Below are 15,019 nucleotides of genomic sequence, written 5' to 3' on the forward strand. Positions count from 1 at the left end.
TCCCCTTTCTTAAAACGTTTACATTTAATATATTAATATACTAAGTTGCTTTCTGTCAATCATTTTTTAGTAAAAAAGAAAAAAATTTACTAAAGAAAGAAATAATTGGTAAAATTCCTTTTTTTAAGTTAGTATATTAAATAAATGGTATAGCAAGGAGAAAAGCATGAGAATCCCAAAGTATCAACAAATTAAAGATGATTTACTCAAAAAAATTGAAGTTGGAGAGTTTAAACATGGCGATCGTTTTTATAGTGAAGCAGAGTTAGTAAAAATTTATAATGTCAGCTCAATTACCGTTATTAGAGCCATCCAAGAGTTAGCAAATGATGGTTATCTTGTCCGCTATCAAGGAAAAGGGACGTATGTTTCACGCTCACGGAAACGGAAACTGGTTGGATTCTCAGATATAGAAGTTTATTCTGGCGAACCAGAAACCGTTGAAGTCTTAAGTATGAAGATTCAAAAGGATGAGGAAAAACGAAAAGAACTACAATTAAGAAAAAAGGAAGATTATTATGAAATTATTCGCTTGAGAAAAGTTAATGATGATCCTTTTTTATTGCATCTTTCGTATATTCCCAACAAGTTTATTAAACAGGACATTCCAAGTCTTGACTATTATGATTCCATTTATAATCGCTTTAAAGATGATTTCAATATCTACATGTACGACGAAGAATCGAAAGAAACCAATGAAATTTGTTTTCCTACAGATGACTGGGTTGCTGAATTATTAAAAATGGGAACAAACGAACCTACTATCAGACAAGAAAAGAAAACTATTTTACAAGATGGAACTGTAGCTGAAGTCGTGATTAGTTACAAAAAATGGAACTATTATAAGATAGAATTGACTTCATTCAAAAACCCGAATTAAAGAATAGCGGGCTCCACGGTTAACATATATAGAAAGCTAAAGAGCTGTCTTCTTTTAATTAGCTTATCAACCAATCCTAATAACCATAACAAAACGGTCTCAGAAATTACACTGGTCCATTTTGCTATGGTTATTCTCTTTTTTAAAATTTTACTAAATTTACTTGATTTTATTTACTAAATTAATTAAACTGATGACAATAACCTATTCTTAAGGAGGATATTTAAAAATGGACTTAAACACACTGAAAAACAGATTCGAGGAGTTATTTAAACAATCAGATATGAAAGCGTTCTTCTCTCCAGGAAGAATTAATTTAATTGGCGAACATACAGACTATAATGGAGGAAACGTGTTTCCTTGCGCTATCACTTTAGGAACCTATGGCCTAGCCACCAAAAGAGATGATACTCTAATCAAACTCTATTCTGAAAATTTTTCTGAATTAGGCGTGATTACGATTGACTTAAACAATTTAGAATATGATCCAGCAGACAAATGGACTAATTACCCTAAAGGAATGATTAAATTTTTAAAAGAAGCTGGCTACGTTATTGATCATGGATTAAATATTCTATATTACGGAACTATTCCAAATGGAGCTGGACTTTCCTCTTCTGCTTCTATTGAACTATTGACTGGTTTTATCGTTCAAGATTTATTTGAGTTAGAGTTAGACCGATTAGATCTAATAAAAACGGGACAACGAGTTGAAAATGAGTTTATCGGAGTCAACTCAGGAATCATGGATCAATTTGCAATAGGAAAAGGGAAAAAAGATACTGCAATCTTGCTAGACTGCAACACCTTAGAATATGAAATGATTCCAGTAGTCTTAAAAGATCATTCTATCGTGATTATGAATACTAAAAAAAGGCGTGAGTTAGCTGATTCTAAATACAATGAACGTCGCAGTGAATGTGATCAAGCTCTAGCAGAATTTCAAAAAGAACTTAATATCTCTTCATTAGGTGCTATGGATGAAAAAACATTTGATGAGCACAAAGCAATTCTTTCAAATGAAACTATTCTAAAACGAGCACGACATGCTGTGACCGAAAACCAACGGACATTGAAAGCTGCTACCGCATTAAAAGCTGGTAAATTAGCAGAATTTGGCAAGTTAATGAACGAATCACACATTTCTTTACGAGATGACTATGAAGTAACTGGCTTAGAGTTAGATGCTTTGGTTCAAGCTGCTTGGGACCAATCAGGTGTGTTAGGTGCTCGAATGACTGGTGCTGGTTTTGGTGGATGTGCCATTGCTATTGTTGAAAATAATGCGATTGATGATTTTATCGGTCAAGTTGGCAAACAGTATCAAGAGAAAGTCGGTTATCCAGGTGAATTTTACATTGCTCAAATCAGTGATGGTCCTAAAGTACTTGAGGGAGAAAACTTATGACCGTATTAGTGTTAGGTGGAGCAGGATACATTGGTTCTCACGCTGTCGATCAGTTAATTGAAAAACAGTATGATGTTGCAGTAATCGACAACTTGCGCACAGGACATCAACAAGCTGTTCACAAAAAAGCACGCTTCTATCAAGGAGACATTCGTGATAAGTCGTTTATGGAATCTATCTTTGAAAAAGAAGCTATCGAAGGAGTTCTTCATTTTGCAGCTCATTCATTAGTTGGAGAATCTATGCAACAACCTTTACAATATTTTAATAATAATGTTTATGGAACGCAGGTAGTCTTAGAAGTTATGCAAAAATTCGGCGTGAAATTAATTGTCTTTTCTTCTTCAGCTGCCACTTATGGCGAACCTAAAGAGATTCCAATCAAAGAAACTGCTGATACGAATCCTGAAAGTCCTTATGGAGAAACAAAATTAATGATGGAGAACATTTTAAAATGGTGTGATCACGCTTATGATATGAAATTTGTTGCTTTGCGTTATTTTAATGTTGCCGGAGCAAAATTAGACGGCAGTATTGGTGAAGACCATTCGCCTGAATCACACTTAGTGCCGCTTATCCTCCAAACTGCTTTGGGTCAGCGTAAAGAAATGCTTATCTTCGGAGACGATTACCCAACAGCTGACGGAACTTGTATTCGTGACTATGTCCACGTCGTCGATTTAATTGAAGCCCATATTTTAGCACTTGACTATTTGAAGGCTGGAAATCAAAGCACTATTTTTAATTTAGGTAGCAGTGCCGGTTTTTCAGTCAAACAAATGTTGGATACCGCTCGAGAAGTTACTGGAAAAGAGATTCCAGCGGTAGTGACTGCACGCCGCGCTGGTGACCCAAGTACTTTGATTGCTTCGAGTGAAAAAGCAAGAAACATCTTAGGTTGGAAGCCTCAGCATACAGATATAAAGGCTATTATCGCTTCAGCTTGGAACTGGCATAATGCTTTTCCAAATGGCTATGACGATACTAAAAATGAATAGAAAGGATGAATAGCGTGATTGACCAAGCAATAACAGATTTCATTCAAATTGGGTATATAAATGAAGACATTCATCCATTAGATTTACTTCTCAAACAAAATCAACTTCTCGCTTTAGTTGGAAAACAAGCATTAAATACAGACCTAACTGCTGCTACACTTTTGCCTGATCGTTTAGACGTATTGGATTCTTTAGTCAACTATGCTGTCAAAAAAAAAATCATCTCTGACAATGAATCTGAAAGAGACATCTTGGCATCAAAAATAATGAACCTTATTACACCTCTGCCTTCGGAAATAAACCGCAAATTTTGGGAGCTATATCAAGAGAGTCCTGCAGCTGCTACAACTTATTTTTACAACCTTAGCCAAGAAAATGATTATATTAAAACGAGAGCTATTGAAAAAAACATCGAGTTTACTAAGACAACTATTTATGGGGATTTGGAGATTACAATAAATTTATCTAAACCAGAAAAAGATCCAAAACAAATTGCTTTAGCTAAAACTGCTCCTGCTTCATTTGGCTACCCTACTTGTCTTTTATGTATGGAAAATGAAGGGTATGAAGGTCATTTAAATCATCCGGCTAGAAGCAACCATCGAATTATTCGTTTAAAGATTAACCAAAATGACTGGGGATTGCAATATTCGCCTTACGCTTACTATGAAGAACATTGTATTTTTCTATCCCAAGAACACAAACCGATGAAATTAGAAAAAGCGACATTTGCAAAACTACTCAATATAGTTGAGCAGTTTCCCCATTATTTTGTGGGATCTAACGCTGATTTACCGATAGTTGGGGGATCAATTCTCTCTCATGATCACTATCAAGGCGGCCAACACACTTTTGCAATGGCAAATGCAGCAATCGACTTTCCTTTTGAGCTAAAAGACTATCCGACTGTAGCAGCTGGGCTTGTTCAATGGCCTATGTCTGTTATTCGCTTAAGTAGTACTCATCAAGCTGATTTAACGGCTGCAGCTAGCATGATTTTGGACAAATGGCGCTCTTATTCAGATGAATCTGTAAATATAATAGCTCATACAGATGGGGAGCTTCACAACACAGTCACCCCTATCGCAAGATATAATGACGGAAAATACGAACTAGATTTGGTATTACGCAATAATCGAACTTCAAAAGAATACCCAGATGGCATCTTCCATCCACATTCGGATGTTCAACACATAAAGAAAGAAAATATTGGCTTAATTGAAGTCATGGGTCTTGCTATATTGCCACCTAGACTGAAACAAGAACTTGCTGAGGTTGAACGTTATTTATTAGAAGAACCTAATCAGTTAGATCCTTCGCATAAACAATGGGCTAATGAATTAAAGAATTCATCCAACATCACTAAAGAAACTGTAGGAACTATTGTAGAAGAGGCCGTTGGTTCTGTTTTTCTACGAGTCTTAGAAGATGCGGGTGTATTCAAAAAATCCGCTGAAGGAAAAGCCGCGTTCAAGAAATTTGCAACCCTTTTTTGCTAAAATATGAGGAGGAATATCATGGAAATTTCAATTAAGGATTTTGGAAAACTTTCAGAAACTATCATTCAAGAATATACTTTGACGAATCGTCAAGGCGTATCCCTTTCAGCTATAACTTATGGAGCTGCCGTCACTTCTATTCAAACACCAGACAAGAATGGACTTTTTCAAAATATTTTATTAGGTTATACCGACTTAAATGAGTATGCCAATTATCGTCCTTATTACGGTGCAACAATTGGTAGAGTTGCTGGAAGAATTGATAAAGGGTCGTTTACATTAGAAGGTACCCCTTACAAGCTAGAAACAAATGATAAAACCAATCATTCTCATGGTGGAATAAATGGTTTGGATACCAAAATTTGGACTGTTGAAACAGTTTCTTCAGAAGATGAAGCTCAGCTGATTTTCACTTATACTAGTCCACATCATGAAAATGGCTATCCAGGAAATTTGACCGTTCAAGTTACTTATACTTTAAACGAATCGAATGAATGGAAAATCAATTACCAAGCTACCACAGATAAAACAACCTTATTTAATCCAACAAATCACGTCTATTTTAATTTGTCAGGAGAGCCAACTAAAGGGATTAACCAACATGAATTGACTTTAACTAGCTCCCATTTTGCTGAACTACGAGCAGACTCTATTCCAACCGGAAAGTTGTTGCCCGTAAATGGAACACCGTTTGATTTTAGAACGACTGATACTGTGAATAAAGGTTTTGAAAGCGACTATCCACAAAACAAACTCGTTTCAGGATATGATCACCCTTTTATTCTTGAGCATCTAGCGAACAAACCAGAAGCAATCTTATCTGACCGTGCTAGCGGTAGACAAGTTCAAATGGTTACGGATAGAGATGCTGTTGTGATTTATGCTGTCAATACATTAGATGGTCGACATACTGATGAAGGTAGCTTACAAGAACATTTTGCTGGAATTACTTTAGAAGCGCAAAATCTACCTAACGCAATTAACCAAGCTGGTTTTGGGAACGTCATCCTGCATCCTAATGAAACTTTTCATTCCGAAACGACTTACCGCTTTGATACCATGTTATAATAGAGAAAGAGTAATGATAAACTAAATGGTACCTTCAAAGAAAGTGGTGAGAAAATTGGCAACCATCAAAGATATTGCCGAACAAGCAGGCGTTTCAAGTTCTACAGTATCTCGTGTATTGAATTATGACGATACTTTATCTGTAGGAGATGACACAAAAAAGCGTATTTTTGAAGTCGCTGAAGCTTTAGACTATACAAAATATCAAAAGAAGCAATCTAAAAAACAAGGCAAATTGGCCATCGTTCAGTGGTACACCGAAAAAGAAGAACTAGATGATCTTTATTATTTATCGATTCGTTTAGGCGTAGAAAAAAGAGCAGAAGAAATGAATTACGATATCATTCGAGTTTTTCAAAATACTGATTTTGAGATGAGCGCAGAGATAGAAGGTATTATCGCAATCGGAAAATTTAGTGATTCACAGGTGAACAAGCTTACCTCGTGGACAGAGAATATCTGCTTTGTTGATTTCGACCAACTTCATCGTAAATTAGATTCTGTTGTCATCGATTTTGAACAAGCCGTCAATGCCGTTCTTGACTATTTCCAAACTCACGGTCAACGTCGTATTGGCTTGATTGCTGGACAAGAAAATTTTGGTGACAAATCTAAAACGATTATTGACAAAAGAACCATCATTTATGAAAACTATATGAAGCAAGTGGAGCTTTATGAAGAAGAGATTGTATTTACTGGAGCATTCAATGTTTCATCTGGACAAGAACTCATGAAACACGCTATTGAAACGTTAAAAGACGATTTACCAAAAGCTTTTTTTGTTTCAAATGATTCAATGGCCATTGGTTGTTTAAGAGCCTTACAAGAAGCAGGAATATCCGTACCAGAGCGGGTCAGCCTTATTGGCTTTAACGATATCAGTGTAGCCAAATACATCTATCCTACATTGAGCACAGTGAAAGTGCATACAGAGTTAATGGGAGAAACGGGCTTTGATTTGTGGTTGGATAAAGTCACAAGTGAAAGAACCGTTGCAAAAAAAATCACTTTATCTACCGATTTGATCTTACGAGAAAGCACAAAATAAGGGTTTATAACCAAATCAAAAAAAGGTACAAGCCTAGAATTCAAGTGAATTCTAGGCTTGTACCCTTTTATTTTTTATTCCATTACCCTTCCATCATGACCATTGTTTCTTCTTTTTCAGCAACTTCTTCCACAATAAAGTGTTTTTCAATGGCTTTTTGTCGCAATTCTTCACGAAACTTAGGATGTGCTACTTCAATCAAAGCCTCTGCTCTTTCTTGTACTGTTTTCCCAATTAATTCAGCTTTTCCATACTCCGTTACAATTGTATCGATATCATTTTTAGAAGTTGATACAGCTGATCCTAAAGCTAATTCAGGTACAATTGTAGAGATAGTGTCGTTCTTAGCTGTTGAATACAAGCAGATGATTCCACAGCCATTTTTAGCTAGTCTAACTCCTTTAGTAAAGTCAGCTTGACCACCTGTAGATGAATAATACGAACCTTTTACCGTTTCTGAATTGCATTGTCCTAAAAAGTCAACTTCAACTGTCGAATTGATGGCTTTTAAATTATCAATTTTAGCAATTTCGCGAATATCATTCGTCATATCACAGGGCAACATCAATATATCTCTGTTGTTATTCATAAATTCATATAATTGTTTTGAGCCGATCGCGAACGTAGAAACTGTTTTTGTTGGATAAGTAGTTTTATATTTATTGTTGACAATGCCTTTTGCATAGAGTTCCACAATTTTATCTGGAAGCATCTCACTATGAACACCTAAATTTCGTTTATCCATCAAGTAGTCCATTACAGCATTTGGCATTGAACCAAAACCAATTTGAACCGTATCTCCATCTTTCACCGTTTCAGCAATGATTTTGCCGATAGCCAAATCTTTTTCACTTAATTTAGGGCTAGGTAAAGTTGGCAATTCAAAATCGTGTTCAATTAATGCTGAGACTTCACTAATATGAATGGTATTTTTGGCACCAAATGTACGTGGCATATTCTTGTTGACTTCAAGAATGATGGTTTTTGCATCTTCAATCAATGAAGCAACATAAGAAGGACTTGTTCCTAAAGAGAAGTTACCGTCTTCATCCATTGACGATACTGTCGCCATGATTACTGGACGATCTGTACGTTTTTTTAGTAATGCCGGTATATCCGAAAAGTGATTTGGCAGTAAATCAATGTTGCCTTGATTAAATCCTTTTCTGTCCATACCTGATAAAAATATTGATACTTGTTTTAGCTTAGATGGCGAGATATCCACGGTCGGAAAGCTTGGCAGCATACGGTATAAAGTATTTCCTTTTAACGACCCATTTATAGGTAACGCTTCCAATAATGCTGGAGGTTCGCCTGGCATGATTGGGAAAATGATCCCCTCTCCTGGCTCAATCAATTGTACCGCTTCTTGTGCTGTTGTTTTTTTCTTTTCATACATTTTTTCGTATAATTTTAACATGACTACAATCCCCCAATCAGATGAATGATTCTTTTTTATTTATTTTCAAATTGTGCATTACGCTTTTCAACAAAAGCAGTCATACCCTCTTTTTGATCTTCAGTAGCAAATAAAGCTCCAAAAACTTCAGATTCCAATGCTAATCCTTGCTGTATACTCATTTGCATGCCTTGATTGATTGATTTTTTACTGCCTTCTACACCTAATGGCGAATTTTTGATTATTTTTTCAGCCATCGCTTTTGTTTCTTCTAGCAAGTCTTCAACGGCTACTACTTTATTCAGTAAACCAATTCGATAAGCTTCTGCGGCTGCGACGTTTGCTCCTGTGTAAATCAATTCTTTAGCTTTCCCAGTTCCAACCAGGCGTGGCAAGCGTTGGGTTCCGCCAAATCCAGGAATGATTCCCAACCCTACTTCAGGTTGTCCAAATTTTGCATTTTCAGCGCCGATTCGAATGTCACAAGCTAAAGCAAGTTCACACCCACCGCCTAAAGCAAATCCATTAACGGCAGCTATAGTCGGCTGACGTAATTGTTCCAATTTTGAAAAAACCGCATTGCCTAAGGAAGAAAAAATTGTTCCTTCAACTGCATTTTTTTCTTTCATTTCTTTGATATCTGCACCTGCTACAAACGCTTTAGTACCTGAACCGGTCACGATTAGCACACGAATCGCACCATCTTTCTCCACCTCATCAAGCGCAACCGACACTTCTTCTAAGACTTCTTGACTTAATGCGTTTAACATTTTAGGTCGATTAATGGTTAAAGTAGCGATTCCTTCTGCTTTTTCTAAAGTAAGTGTATTATATTCTGTCATTTCGTTGTCCTCTCCTTATGAAGCATATTCATAAAACCCTTTACCGGTTTTTCTACCTAGCCAGCCAGCTTCTACATATTTTTTCAACAACGGACAAGGACGATATTTGGAATCATTAAATCCTATATATAAAACTTCCATAATAGCTAAACAAACATCCAGTCCAATATAATCTGCTAAAGCAATTGGACCCATTGGGTGATTTGCACCTAGCTTCATTGCTTCGTCGACTTCTTCAAGTGTTGCTATGCCTTCATGCACCGTAAAAATGGCTTCATTGATCATTGGTATCAAAATACGATTAACGGCAAACCCTGGCGAATCTTTAATATCAATCGTAATTTTCCCGATTTTTTCGCTCAACGCTTTAATAGTGGCTGCTGTTTCATCATCTGTTGCCAAACCTCGATTGATCTCTACTAATTTCATAACAGGAACCGGATTAAAGAAGTGCAATCCAATAACTTTTTCAGGTCGATTTGTCGCTGCAGCAATTTCTGTAATCGAAAGAGAGGACGTATTGCTGGCTAAAATCGTTTCTTTATCTGTAATTTCATCTAGTTCTTTAAAAATAGACAATTTGATTTTTTTATTTTCTGTCGCTGCTTCAATGACTAATTGCGCTTCTTTTGCATCTTGAATATCTGTTGAAAGTGTAAAATGAACTAAAATACGTTGTTTTTCGGCTTCTGTTTTACGACCTTTTTCAACTTCACGAGTTAACCCTTTTTCGATCTTAGTGAATCCTCGTTGCACAAATTCTTCTTTTATATCGTTCAAGATAACATCATATCCAGCTTGTGCCATAACTTGCGCAATACCACTGCCCATTTGTCCTGATCCGATTACCATAACTTTTTTGATTTCCATCATCTCACTCCTCTAAATAAGTAACTAGTACTTTTCTTTGTGATCAGTTAATCCATTTTTTTGCAATTGCATCTTTTTGCGTTTCTAACGTACCACCATAAATGGCTGTTAACTTAGCATCTCTAACGTAGCGTTCGATATCGTTGTTCCGCATGTATCCGTAACCGCCAGTTACTTGAATGGCCATTTCAGTCATTTCGATACTAGTATTTGCAGCTTTCAACTTAACCATAGCGACCATTATTGAATCAAGTTGATCGTTTTTCGCTACTTGATCCAACAGTGCAGCCGCAGCTTGTAATTCTGTATACATTTCAGCGAGTTTAAATTGTGTGTTGCGCAGATCAATCAGTCGTTGCCCAAATTTACGATCTTGACTAACATAGTTTAAAGCTCGTTCAAAAGATCCTTCAGCGATTCCTATCGCTTGAGCGGCAATTGACAATCGCATATGATCACTGATAGATTGGCATTGCTCTGCTCCATTACAGCTACCACCCAATAAATTTTCTTTTGAAACGCATATCTGGTCAAACTCAAGTGAAGCCACAGGAAGAGCACGTATACCCATCTTTTCTTCTCTATTTCCTATAGTAAGCCCACGCATTTCAGCTGTTATAATAAAGATACCGTATCCGCTTGTTCCATCTTTAGCTATGGTCTTACTTCCTATTAAATAAACGTTTGCTTTTCCCGCATTTGAAACAAATGCTTTAGCCCCACTTAGTTCCCAATAATTTTCTTTTTCAACTGCAAGAGTTTCCATGTTTTCAAGATTATTGCCCATCCCTAACTCATTTAGTCCAAATGCACCAAAGGTTTCTCCACTTAGCATAGCAGGCAGATGCTTCTGTTTTTGTCGTTCAGTGCCATATTGATAGATTGGCCAAAGGCTCATAGATGTTTGAGTCAGTAAAATACTAGCTGTTGAAGCACAATCTCTTGATACGATCCGAATGACTTCCAACAAATCTTTAAATGATCCCCCAAGTCCCCCATGCAACCGATCAAATGGCATCCGTAAAACGCCCATATCACTTAATTGATTTAGTTGTTCTTCAGGAAATGCTTCTGTTTTATCATATTCAGAAGCATTTGGTCGTATGACTGTTTTAGAAAAATCAGCTACTCGACTGATCAAATGGTTCATTGTTTCATTCATCATGTTTGGATACTCCTCTTTGAATTTTCTACTAGCTAGCCATACATTTTTTATTTCTTAACGTTCAACGATTAGTGACATTCCTTGTCCTCCGCCAATACATAACGTTGCTAATCCACGTTTTGAATCGCGTTTTTCCATTTCGTGAAGTAAAGTGACCAAGATACGAGCACCACTAGCTCCAACTGGGTGTCCTAAAGCAATCGCACCACCATTGACGTTAACGATATCCGTGTTGAATTTTAAATCTGTTATGACACTTAATGCTTGTGCCGCAAAAGCTTCATTTGCTTCGATCAAGTCTAAATCTTCTACTGTTAAACCGGCTTTTTTCAATGCTTTTTGAGTTGCTGGAATTGGACCACATCCCATAATTTTTGGATCTACACCTGCACTTGCATATGACTTGATTGTAGCTAGAGGTTTCAATCCTAACTCATCTGCTTTTTCACGGCTCATAACGATCAAGACTGCTGCACCATCGTTCAATCCTGAAGCATTTCCTGCTGTTACTGAACCATCTTTTTTGAAAGCGGGTTTTAATTTCGCCATTGCTTCATTTGTTGTACCAAAACGTGGGTGTTCATCTGTATCGATTACTTTAGGTCCTCCTCTGCGTTGAGGTACTTCGATTGGAACGATTTCTTCTTTGAATCGGCCAGAGGTTACAGCCTTCTCAGCATTATTTTGACTGCGAACCGCTAATTCGTCTTGTTGCTCACGAGTAAATTGATATTTTTCAACAATATTTTCAGCTGTTATGCCCATATGAATATCGGTAAAGGCATCCGTTAAACCATCCTTCAACATTGTATCGATCATTTGACCATTACCCATTCGTTTACCCCATCGTGCATCAGGCAATACGTATGGTGCTTGACTCATACTTTCGGTTCCACCAGCAATAACAATTTCATTGTCTCCTGAAAGAATTGATTGCGCTGCTAAAGCGACCGTTTTCAATCCCGAACCACATACTTTATTGATAGCAAAAGATGGAACGTGTTTTGGGATTCCAGCTTTTATTGCTACTTGTCTAGCAACATTTTGACCTAAACCTGCACTTAAAACGTTTCCAAATATCATTTCATCAATTGTTGCTGGATCTAATCCAATACTGTCAATTGCTTTTTTTACAACAGCAGCTCCTAAATCAACGGCTGATACATCTTTAAAAGCTCCTCCAAATGATCCAACTGGCGTTCTTAATGCTGACACGATTACTGCTTCTGTCATTTAAATTACCTCCAAATAATTTCCCTATTTTTATTACGTCTTCAAGTTTACGTGAAGCGTTTACATCGTTATCATAAATGGATTGATTCTAAACGTCTAACAAGTATATATTACAGATTCAATAAGTTTTATTAATACCTTTGTGAAAGGGTATTCAAAAAAACAAAAATACGAAAGAACCGGATAAAAACATCGGGCCTTTCGTATTTGAGTAAAGAAATTTCTTGCACAATTTCAAGCTAATTTGTACTGCTTACTTCATGAATCAGTAAAAATAACTTAAAACAGATTCATGTAAATTTGTTTCAACAACTGAATAATTAGTTTTTATCGGACGGCACAATAGAACATTAAAAGGAATCGGGTTCTTAAATGTTTTTTCCACATAATCCTCACTGTTTAAATAGCGTCCAATAGGTGAAGGTAAAATAGCAATTGTATCTGAGTAACGAGTTGTTTCAATTAAAAAATCCCACGAAGAAGAAGTAAAAATAATTTCTGCATTAGAATTTTGTTCCTTAAATGTTCGTTTAACTAAATCGTTGGTCACAAATGATTCATTAAATGTAGCAATTGGGTAATCATCAATTTCTGTCCAATTGATTTTATTCTTCCTGCTTAAATCATGAGTTGTTGACATAAAAGCTGTTAATTCATCAATTTGAATCACATGCTCTTCATAGGCTTTCGGATCAAGATTCGTTGGTTCGATCAATACGACATAATCTAAATCTTTTTGCAAGAACATCCTTCTCAACTCATTACAGCCATCTTCTACAATCTCTATTTTAATTTCCGGGTTTTCCACGATGAATTTAGAGAAGAAGTTGGAAAAGAAAACACGTAAAATCAAAGAAGGTACACCTAAACGAATCGTTCCTTTTTGTTTGGATGATTCTTTACGAATCATATTTTTCATTTCATCATGCATTTTCAAAATATCTAAAGCATATCGGTATAACTTAATACCACTTGGTGTCATTTCTTCTAATCTTCCATTTTTACGATAAAAGAGACTTAATTCTTCATCTTTTTCAAAATTAGTAATCATTTGGCTTAAAGCTGACTGCGAGATATGAATTTTTTTTGCAGCTAACGATAAATTGCAACCGCATTCAACAATGTTGATAAAATAATTCAATTGTGTAATATCCAATTCCAGTTATTCCCCTTTTTTTTGATTATTCCTTTTGAGACCAGTTTATGTCATAAGAAATAATTATATCTATATATAGAATACCATGGTTAAAGATGTTTGTGCAAAAGGAGACAAAAAAACTCAGAAAACAAGGATCATTGATCCCGTTTTCTGAGTTTTTAATAACATTTAAACAAAAGCGCCTACACCTGTCAAATATCTTCCAACAATTAAAGCATTGATTTCATGTGTTCCTTCGTAAGAGTAGATAGCTTCTGCATCTGCAAAGAATCGAGCAACATCCGTTTCCAGTGTAATTCCATTTCCACCGACTACTTCGCGAGCTAATGCAACAGTCTCACGCATGCGTAAAGCATTATGCATTTTTGCCATTGAAGAATTCACTTCGCGGTAATTGCCTTCTTCCTGCATTTGAGCTAAACGTACAGAGAAACTTAAATTAGCCGTTACGTTTGCTTGCATGATAGACAGTTTTTCTTGAACCAATTGGAATGAACCTAAATTCTTACCAAATTGTTCGCGTTGTTTGACGTAACGTAAAGCAGCTTCAAACGCACCTGCTGTTAATCCTGTCGCCAAATGAGAGATATCTGCACGCGTAATCCGTAGAATACCTGCTACATCTTTAAATGAATTCACGTTTTGCAATCTGCGATCTTCTCCAACTTTCACATCCGTAAACGTGATATGCCCATTTTGTGTCATACGAAGTGAAATTTTTCCTTCGATTTTTTGAACATGTACCCCTTCAGCTTTACCAGGAACCATAAAGGCTTTAACTTTTCCATCCGCTTCATCACGAGCAAATACAGCCATTTCATCTGCTGATCCAGCTCCACCGATCCAACGTTTTTCTCCATTGATGATCCAAGTATCGCCTTCTTTACGTGCAGTAGTTGCTAGTCCGCCAGCAATATCTGAACCGTGTTCGGGTTCGGTCAAAGCAAAACACCCTTGAATTTCATACGAAGCTGTTTTATCAGCCCAACGTTCGATTTGTTCTTCATTTCCGCCTTGTAACAACGTTGCGTAGAATAATCCGCCATGAACCGTGTAGAAGGTTGCGATAGAAGCATCTAGTTTAGCTAACTCAAAATATCTAAAAACGTTGTATAATTCGCTTGGTTTACGTGTATTTTCACGACCTTCAAATAACAATGGATTATCCATCATTCTTACTTTTCCGATTTTCTCAAAAGCTTCAAAAGGAAATTCGGCTTTTTCCCAATACTCACTTAGTACAGGACGTAAATTTATTTCAAGAGCCTCACGCAACTCTTTTAAAACTGTTAATTCTCCATCTGTTAATGCACTTGAATACTCATAAAGATCTGATGGATAAAAAGTAGCTAAATCAACTGGTCTTTCCATTGTCTTTGTGTTCATCATTTTAATCGCCCCTTAATTATTTTTAATTTTTAATAGGTTTTGTTTTATCAACCGCTTACAA

General features: G+C 36.3%; 13 protein-coding genes. 6 read left to right on the forward strand and 7 right to left on the reverse strand.

Annotated elements, in window-relative coordinates; all coding sequences use genetic code 11:
• The first annotated feature begins 166 nt into the window (after nt 1–166).
• The 6 genes from CAT7_RS03140 (at nt 167) to CAT7_RS03165 (ending at nt 6,901) form a co-directional block, all read left to right on the forward strand.
• Nucleotides 167–880, forward strand: coding sequence for a GntR family transcriptional regulator (locus tag CAT7_RS03140; RefSeq protein ID WP_007721906.1), 714 nt, complete (start codon nt 167–169; stop codon nt 878–880).
• A gap of 229 nt (nt 881–1,109) precedes the next feature.
• Nucleotides 1,110–2,288, forward strand: coding sequence for a galactokinase (locus tag CAT7_RS03145; protein ID WP_007721908.1), 1,179 nt, complete (start codon nt 1,110–1,112; stop codon nt 2,286–2,288).
• On the forward strand, nt 2,285–3,286 hold the full coding sequence (gene galE / locus CAT7_RS03150; protein ID WP_007721910.1) for a UDP-glucose 4-epimerase GalE: 1,002 nt from the start codon (nt 2,285–2,287) through the stop codon (nt 3,284–3,286). Before CAT7_RS03145 ends, galE begins: the two co-directional genes overlap by 4 nt.
• Before the next feature lie 5 nt (nt 3,287–3,291).
• Entirely contained in the window at nt 3,292–4,785 is a 1,494-nt protein-coding gene (galT, locus tag CAT7_RS03155) for a UDP-glucose--hexose-1-phosphate uridylyltransferase (RefSeq protein WP_035019359.1), read from the forward strand.
• Between the two features lie 18 nt (nt 4,786–4,803).
• Nucleotides 4,804–5,853, forward strand: a complete 1,050-nt coding sequence (locus tag CAT7_RS03160; RefSeq protein WP_007721914.1) for an aldose epimerase family protein — start codon at nt 4,804–4,806, stop codon at nt 5,851–5,853.
• A 55-nt stretch (nt 5,854–5,908) separates the two neighbouring features.
• Nucleotides 5,909–6,901, forward strand: coding sequence for a LacI family DNA-binding transcriptional regulator (locus CAT7_RS03165; protein ID WP_029276681.1), 993 nt, complete (start codon nt 5,909–5,911; stop codon nt 6,899–6,901).
• 82 nt (nt 6,902–6,983) lie between these two features.
• On the opposite strand, the gene CAT7_RS03170 is transcribed toward CAT7_RS03165, so the two are convergent.
• The 7 genes from CAT7_RS03170 to fadE all read right to left on the reverse strand — a co-directional run bounded on the left by CAT7_RS03170 (nt 6,984) and on the right by fadE (nt 14,958).
• Nucleotides 6,984–8,321 (reverse strand): acetyl-CoA hydrolase/transferase family protein, encoded by a 1,338-nt coding sequence (locus CAT7_RS03170; RefSeq protein WP_007721918.1) that lies wholly within the window; start codon nt 8,319–8,321, stop codon nt 6,984–6,986.
• Between the two features lie 35 nt (nt 8,322–8,356).
• The gene (locus CAT7_RS03175) at nt 8,357–9,142 is read right to left on the reverse strand and encodes an enoyl-CoA hydratase-related protein (protein WP_007721919.1); all 786 of its coding nucleotides are present in this window, start codon (nt 9,140–9,142) and stop codon (nt 8,357–8,359) included.
• Nucleotides 9,143–9,157: 15 nt separating this feature from the next.
• Entirely contained in the window at nt 9,158–10,012 is an 855-nt protein-coding gene (locus tag CAT7_RS03180) for a 3-hydroxybutyryl-CoA dehydrogenase (RefSeq protein ID WP_007721920.1), read from the reverse strand.
• Nucleotides 10,013–10,055: 43 nt separating this feature from the next.
• Complete coding sequence (locus CAT7_RS03185) at nt 10,056–11,177, reverse strand: acyl-CoA dehydrogenase family protein (protein ID WP_007721921.1); 1,122 nt, start codon at nt 11,175–11,177, stop codon at nt 10,056–10,058.
• Between the two features lie 54 nt (nt 11,178–11,231).
• Nucleotides 11,232–12,410 (reverse strand): acetyl-CoA C-acetyltransferase, encoded by a 1,179-nt coding sequence (locus CAT7_RS03190; protein WP_007721923.1) that lies wholly within the window; start codon nt 12,408–12,410, stop codon nt 11,232–11,234.
• 265 nt (nt 12,411–12,675) lie between these two features.
• On the reverse strand, nt 12,676–13,566 hold the full coding sequence (locus tag CAT7_RS03195) for a LysR family transcriptional regulator (RefSeq protein ID WP_007721925.1): 891 nt from the start codon (nt 13,564–13,566) through the stop codon (nt 12,676–12,678).
• A gap of 171 nt (nt 13,567–13,737) precedes the next feature.
• Nucleotides 13,738–14,958 (reverse strand): acyl-CoA dehydrogenase FadE, encoded by a 1,221-nt coding sequence (fadE, locus tag CAT7_RS03200; protein ID WP_007721927.1) that lies wholly within the window; start codon nt 14,956–14,958, stop codon nt 13,738–13,740.
• Nucleotides 14,959–15,019 lie beyond the last annotated feature (61 nt).

It is taken from the genome of Carnobacterium sp. AT7 (assembly GCF_000171855.1).
Lineage (GTDB): Bacteria > Bacillota > Bacilli > Lactobacillales > Carnobacteriaceae > Carnobacterium_B > Carnobacterium_B jeotgali.

Excerpts from the sequence above, each read along its gene's own strand:
- CAT7_RS03175 (WP_007721919.1), bottom strand. The coding sequence starts at position 9,142 with ATGACAGAATATAATACACTTACTTTAGAAAAAGCAGAAGGAATCGCT.
- CAT7_RS03170 (WP_007721918.1), bottom strand. The coding sequence starts at position 8,321 with ATGTTAAAATTATACGAAAAAATGTATGAAAAGAAAAAAACAACAGCA.
- galT (WP_035019359.1), top strand. The coding sequence starts at position 3,292 with ATGAATAGCGTGATTGACCAAGCAATAACAGATTTCATTCAAATTGGG.
- CAT7_RS03140 (WP_007721906.1), top strand. The coding sequence starts at position 167 with ATGAGAATCCCAAAGTATCAACAAATTAAAGATGATTTACTCAAAAAA.
- galE (WP_007721910.1), top strand. The coding sequence starts at position 2,285 with ATGACCGTATTAGTGTTAGGTGGAGCAGGATACATTGGTTCTCACGCT.
- CAT7_RS03190 (WP_007721923.1), bottom strand. The coding sequence starts at position 12,410 with ATGACAGAAGCAGTAATCGTGTCAGCATTAAGAACGCCAGTTGGATCA.
- fadE (WP_007721927.1), bottom strand. The coding sequence starts at position 14,958 with ATGATGAACACAAAGACAATGGAAAGACCAGTTGATTTAGCTACTTTT.
- CAT7_RS03145 (WP_007721908.1), top strand. The coding sequence starts at position 1,110 with ATGGACTTAAACACACTGAAAAACAGATTCGAGGAGTTATTTAAACAA.
- CAT7_RS03185 (WP_007721921.1), bottom strand. The coding sequence starts at position 11,177 with ATGATGAATGAAACAATGAACCATTTGATCAGTCGAGTAGCTGATTTT.
- CAT7_RS03160 (WP_007721914.1), top strand. The coding sequence starts at position 4,804 with ATGGAAATTTCAATTAAGGATTTTGGAAAACTTTCAGAAACTATCATT.
- CAT7_RS03180 (WP_007721920.1), bottom strand. The coding sequence starts at position 10,012 with ATGGAAATCAAAAAAGTTATGGTAATCGGATCAGGACAAATGGGCAGT.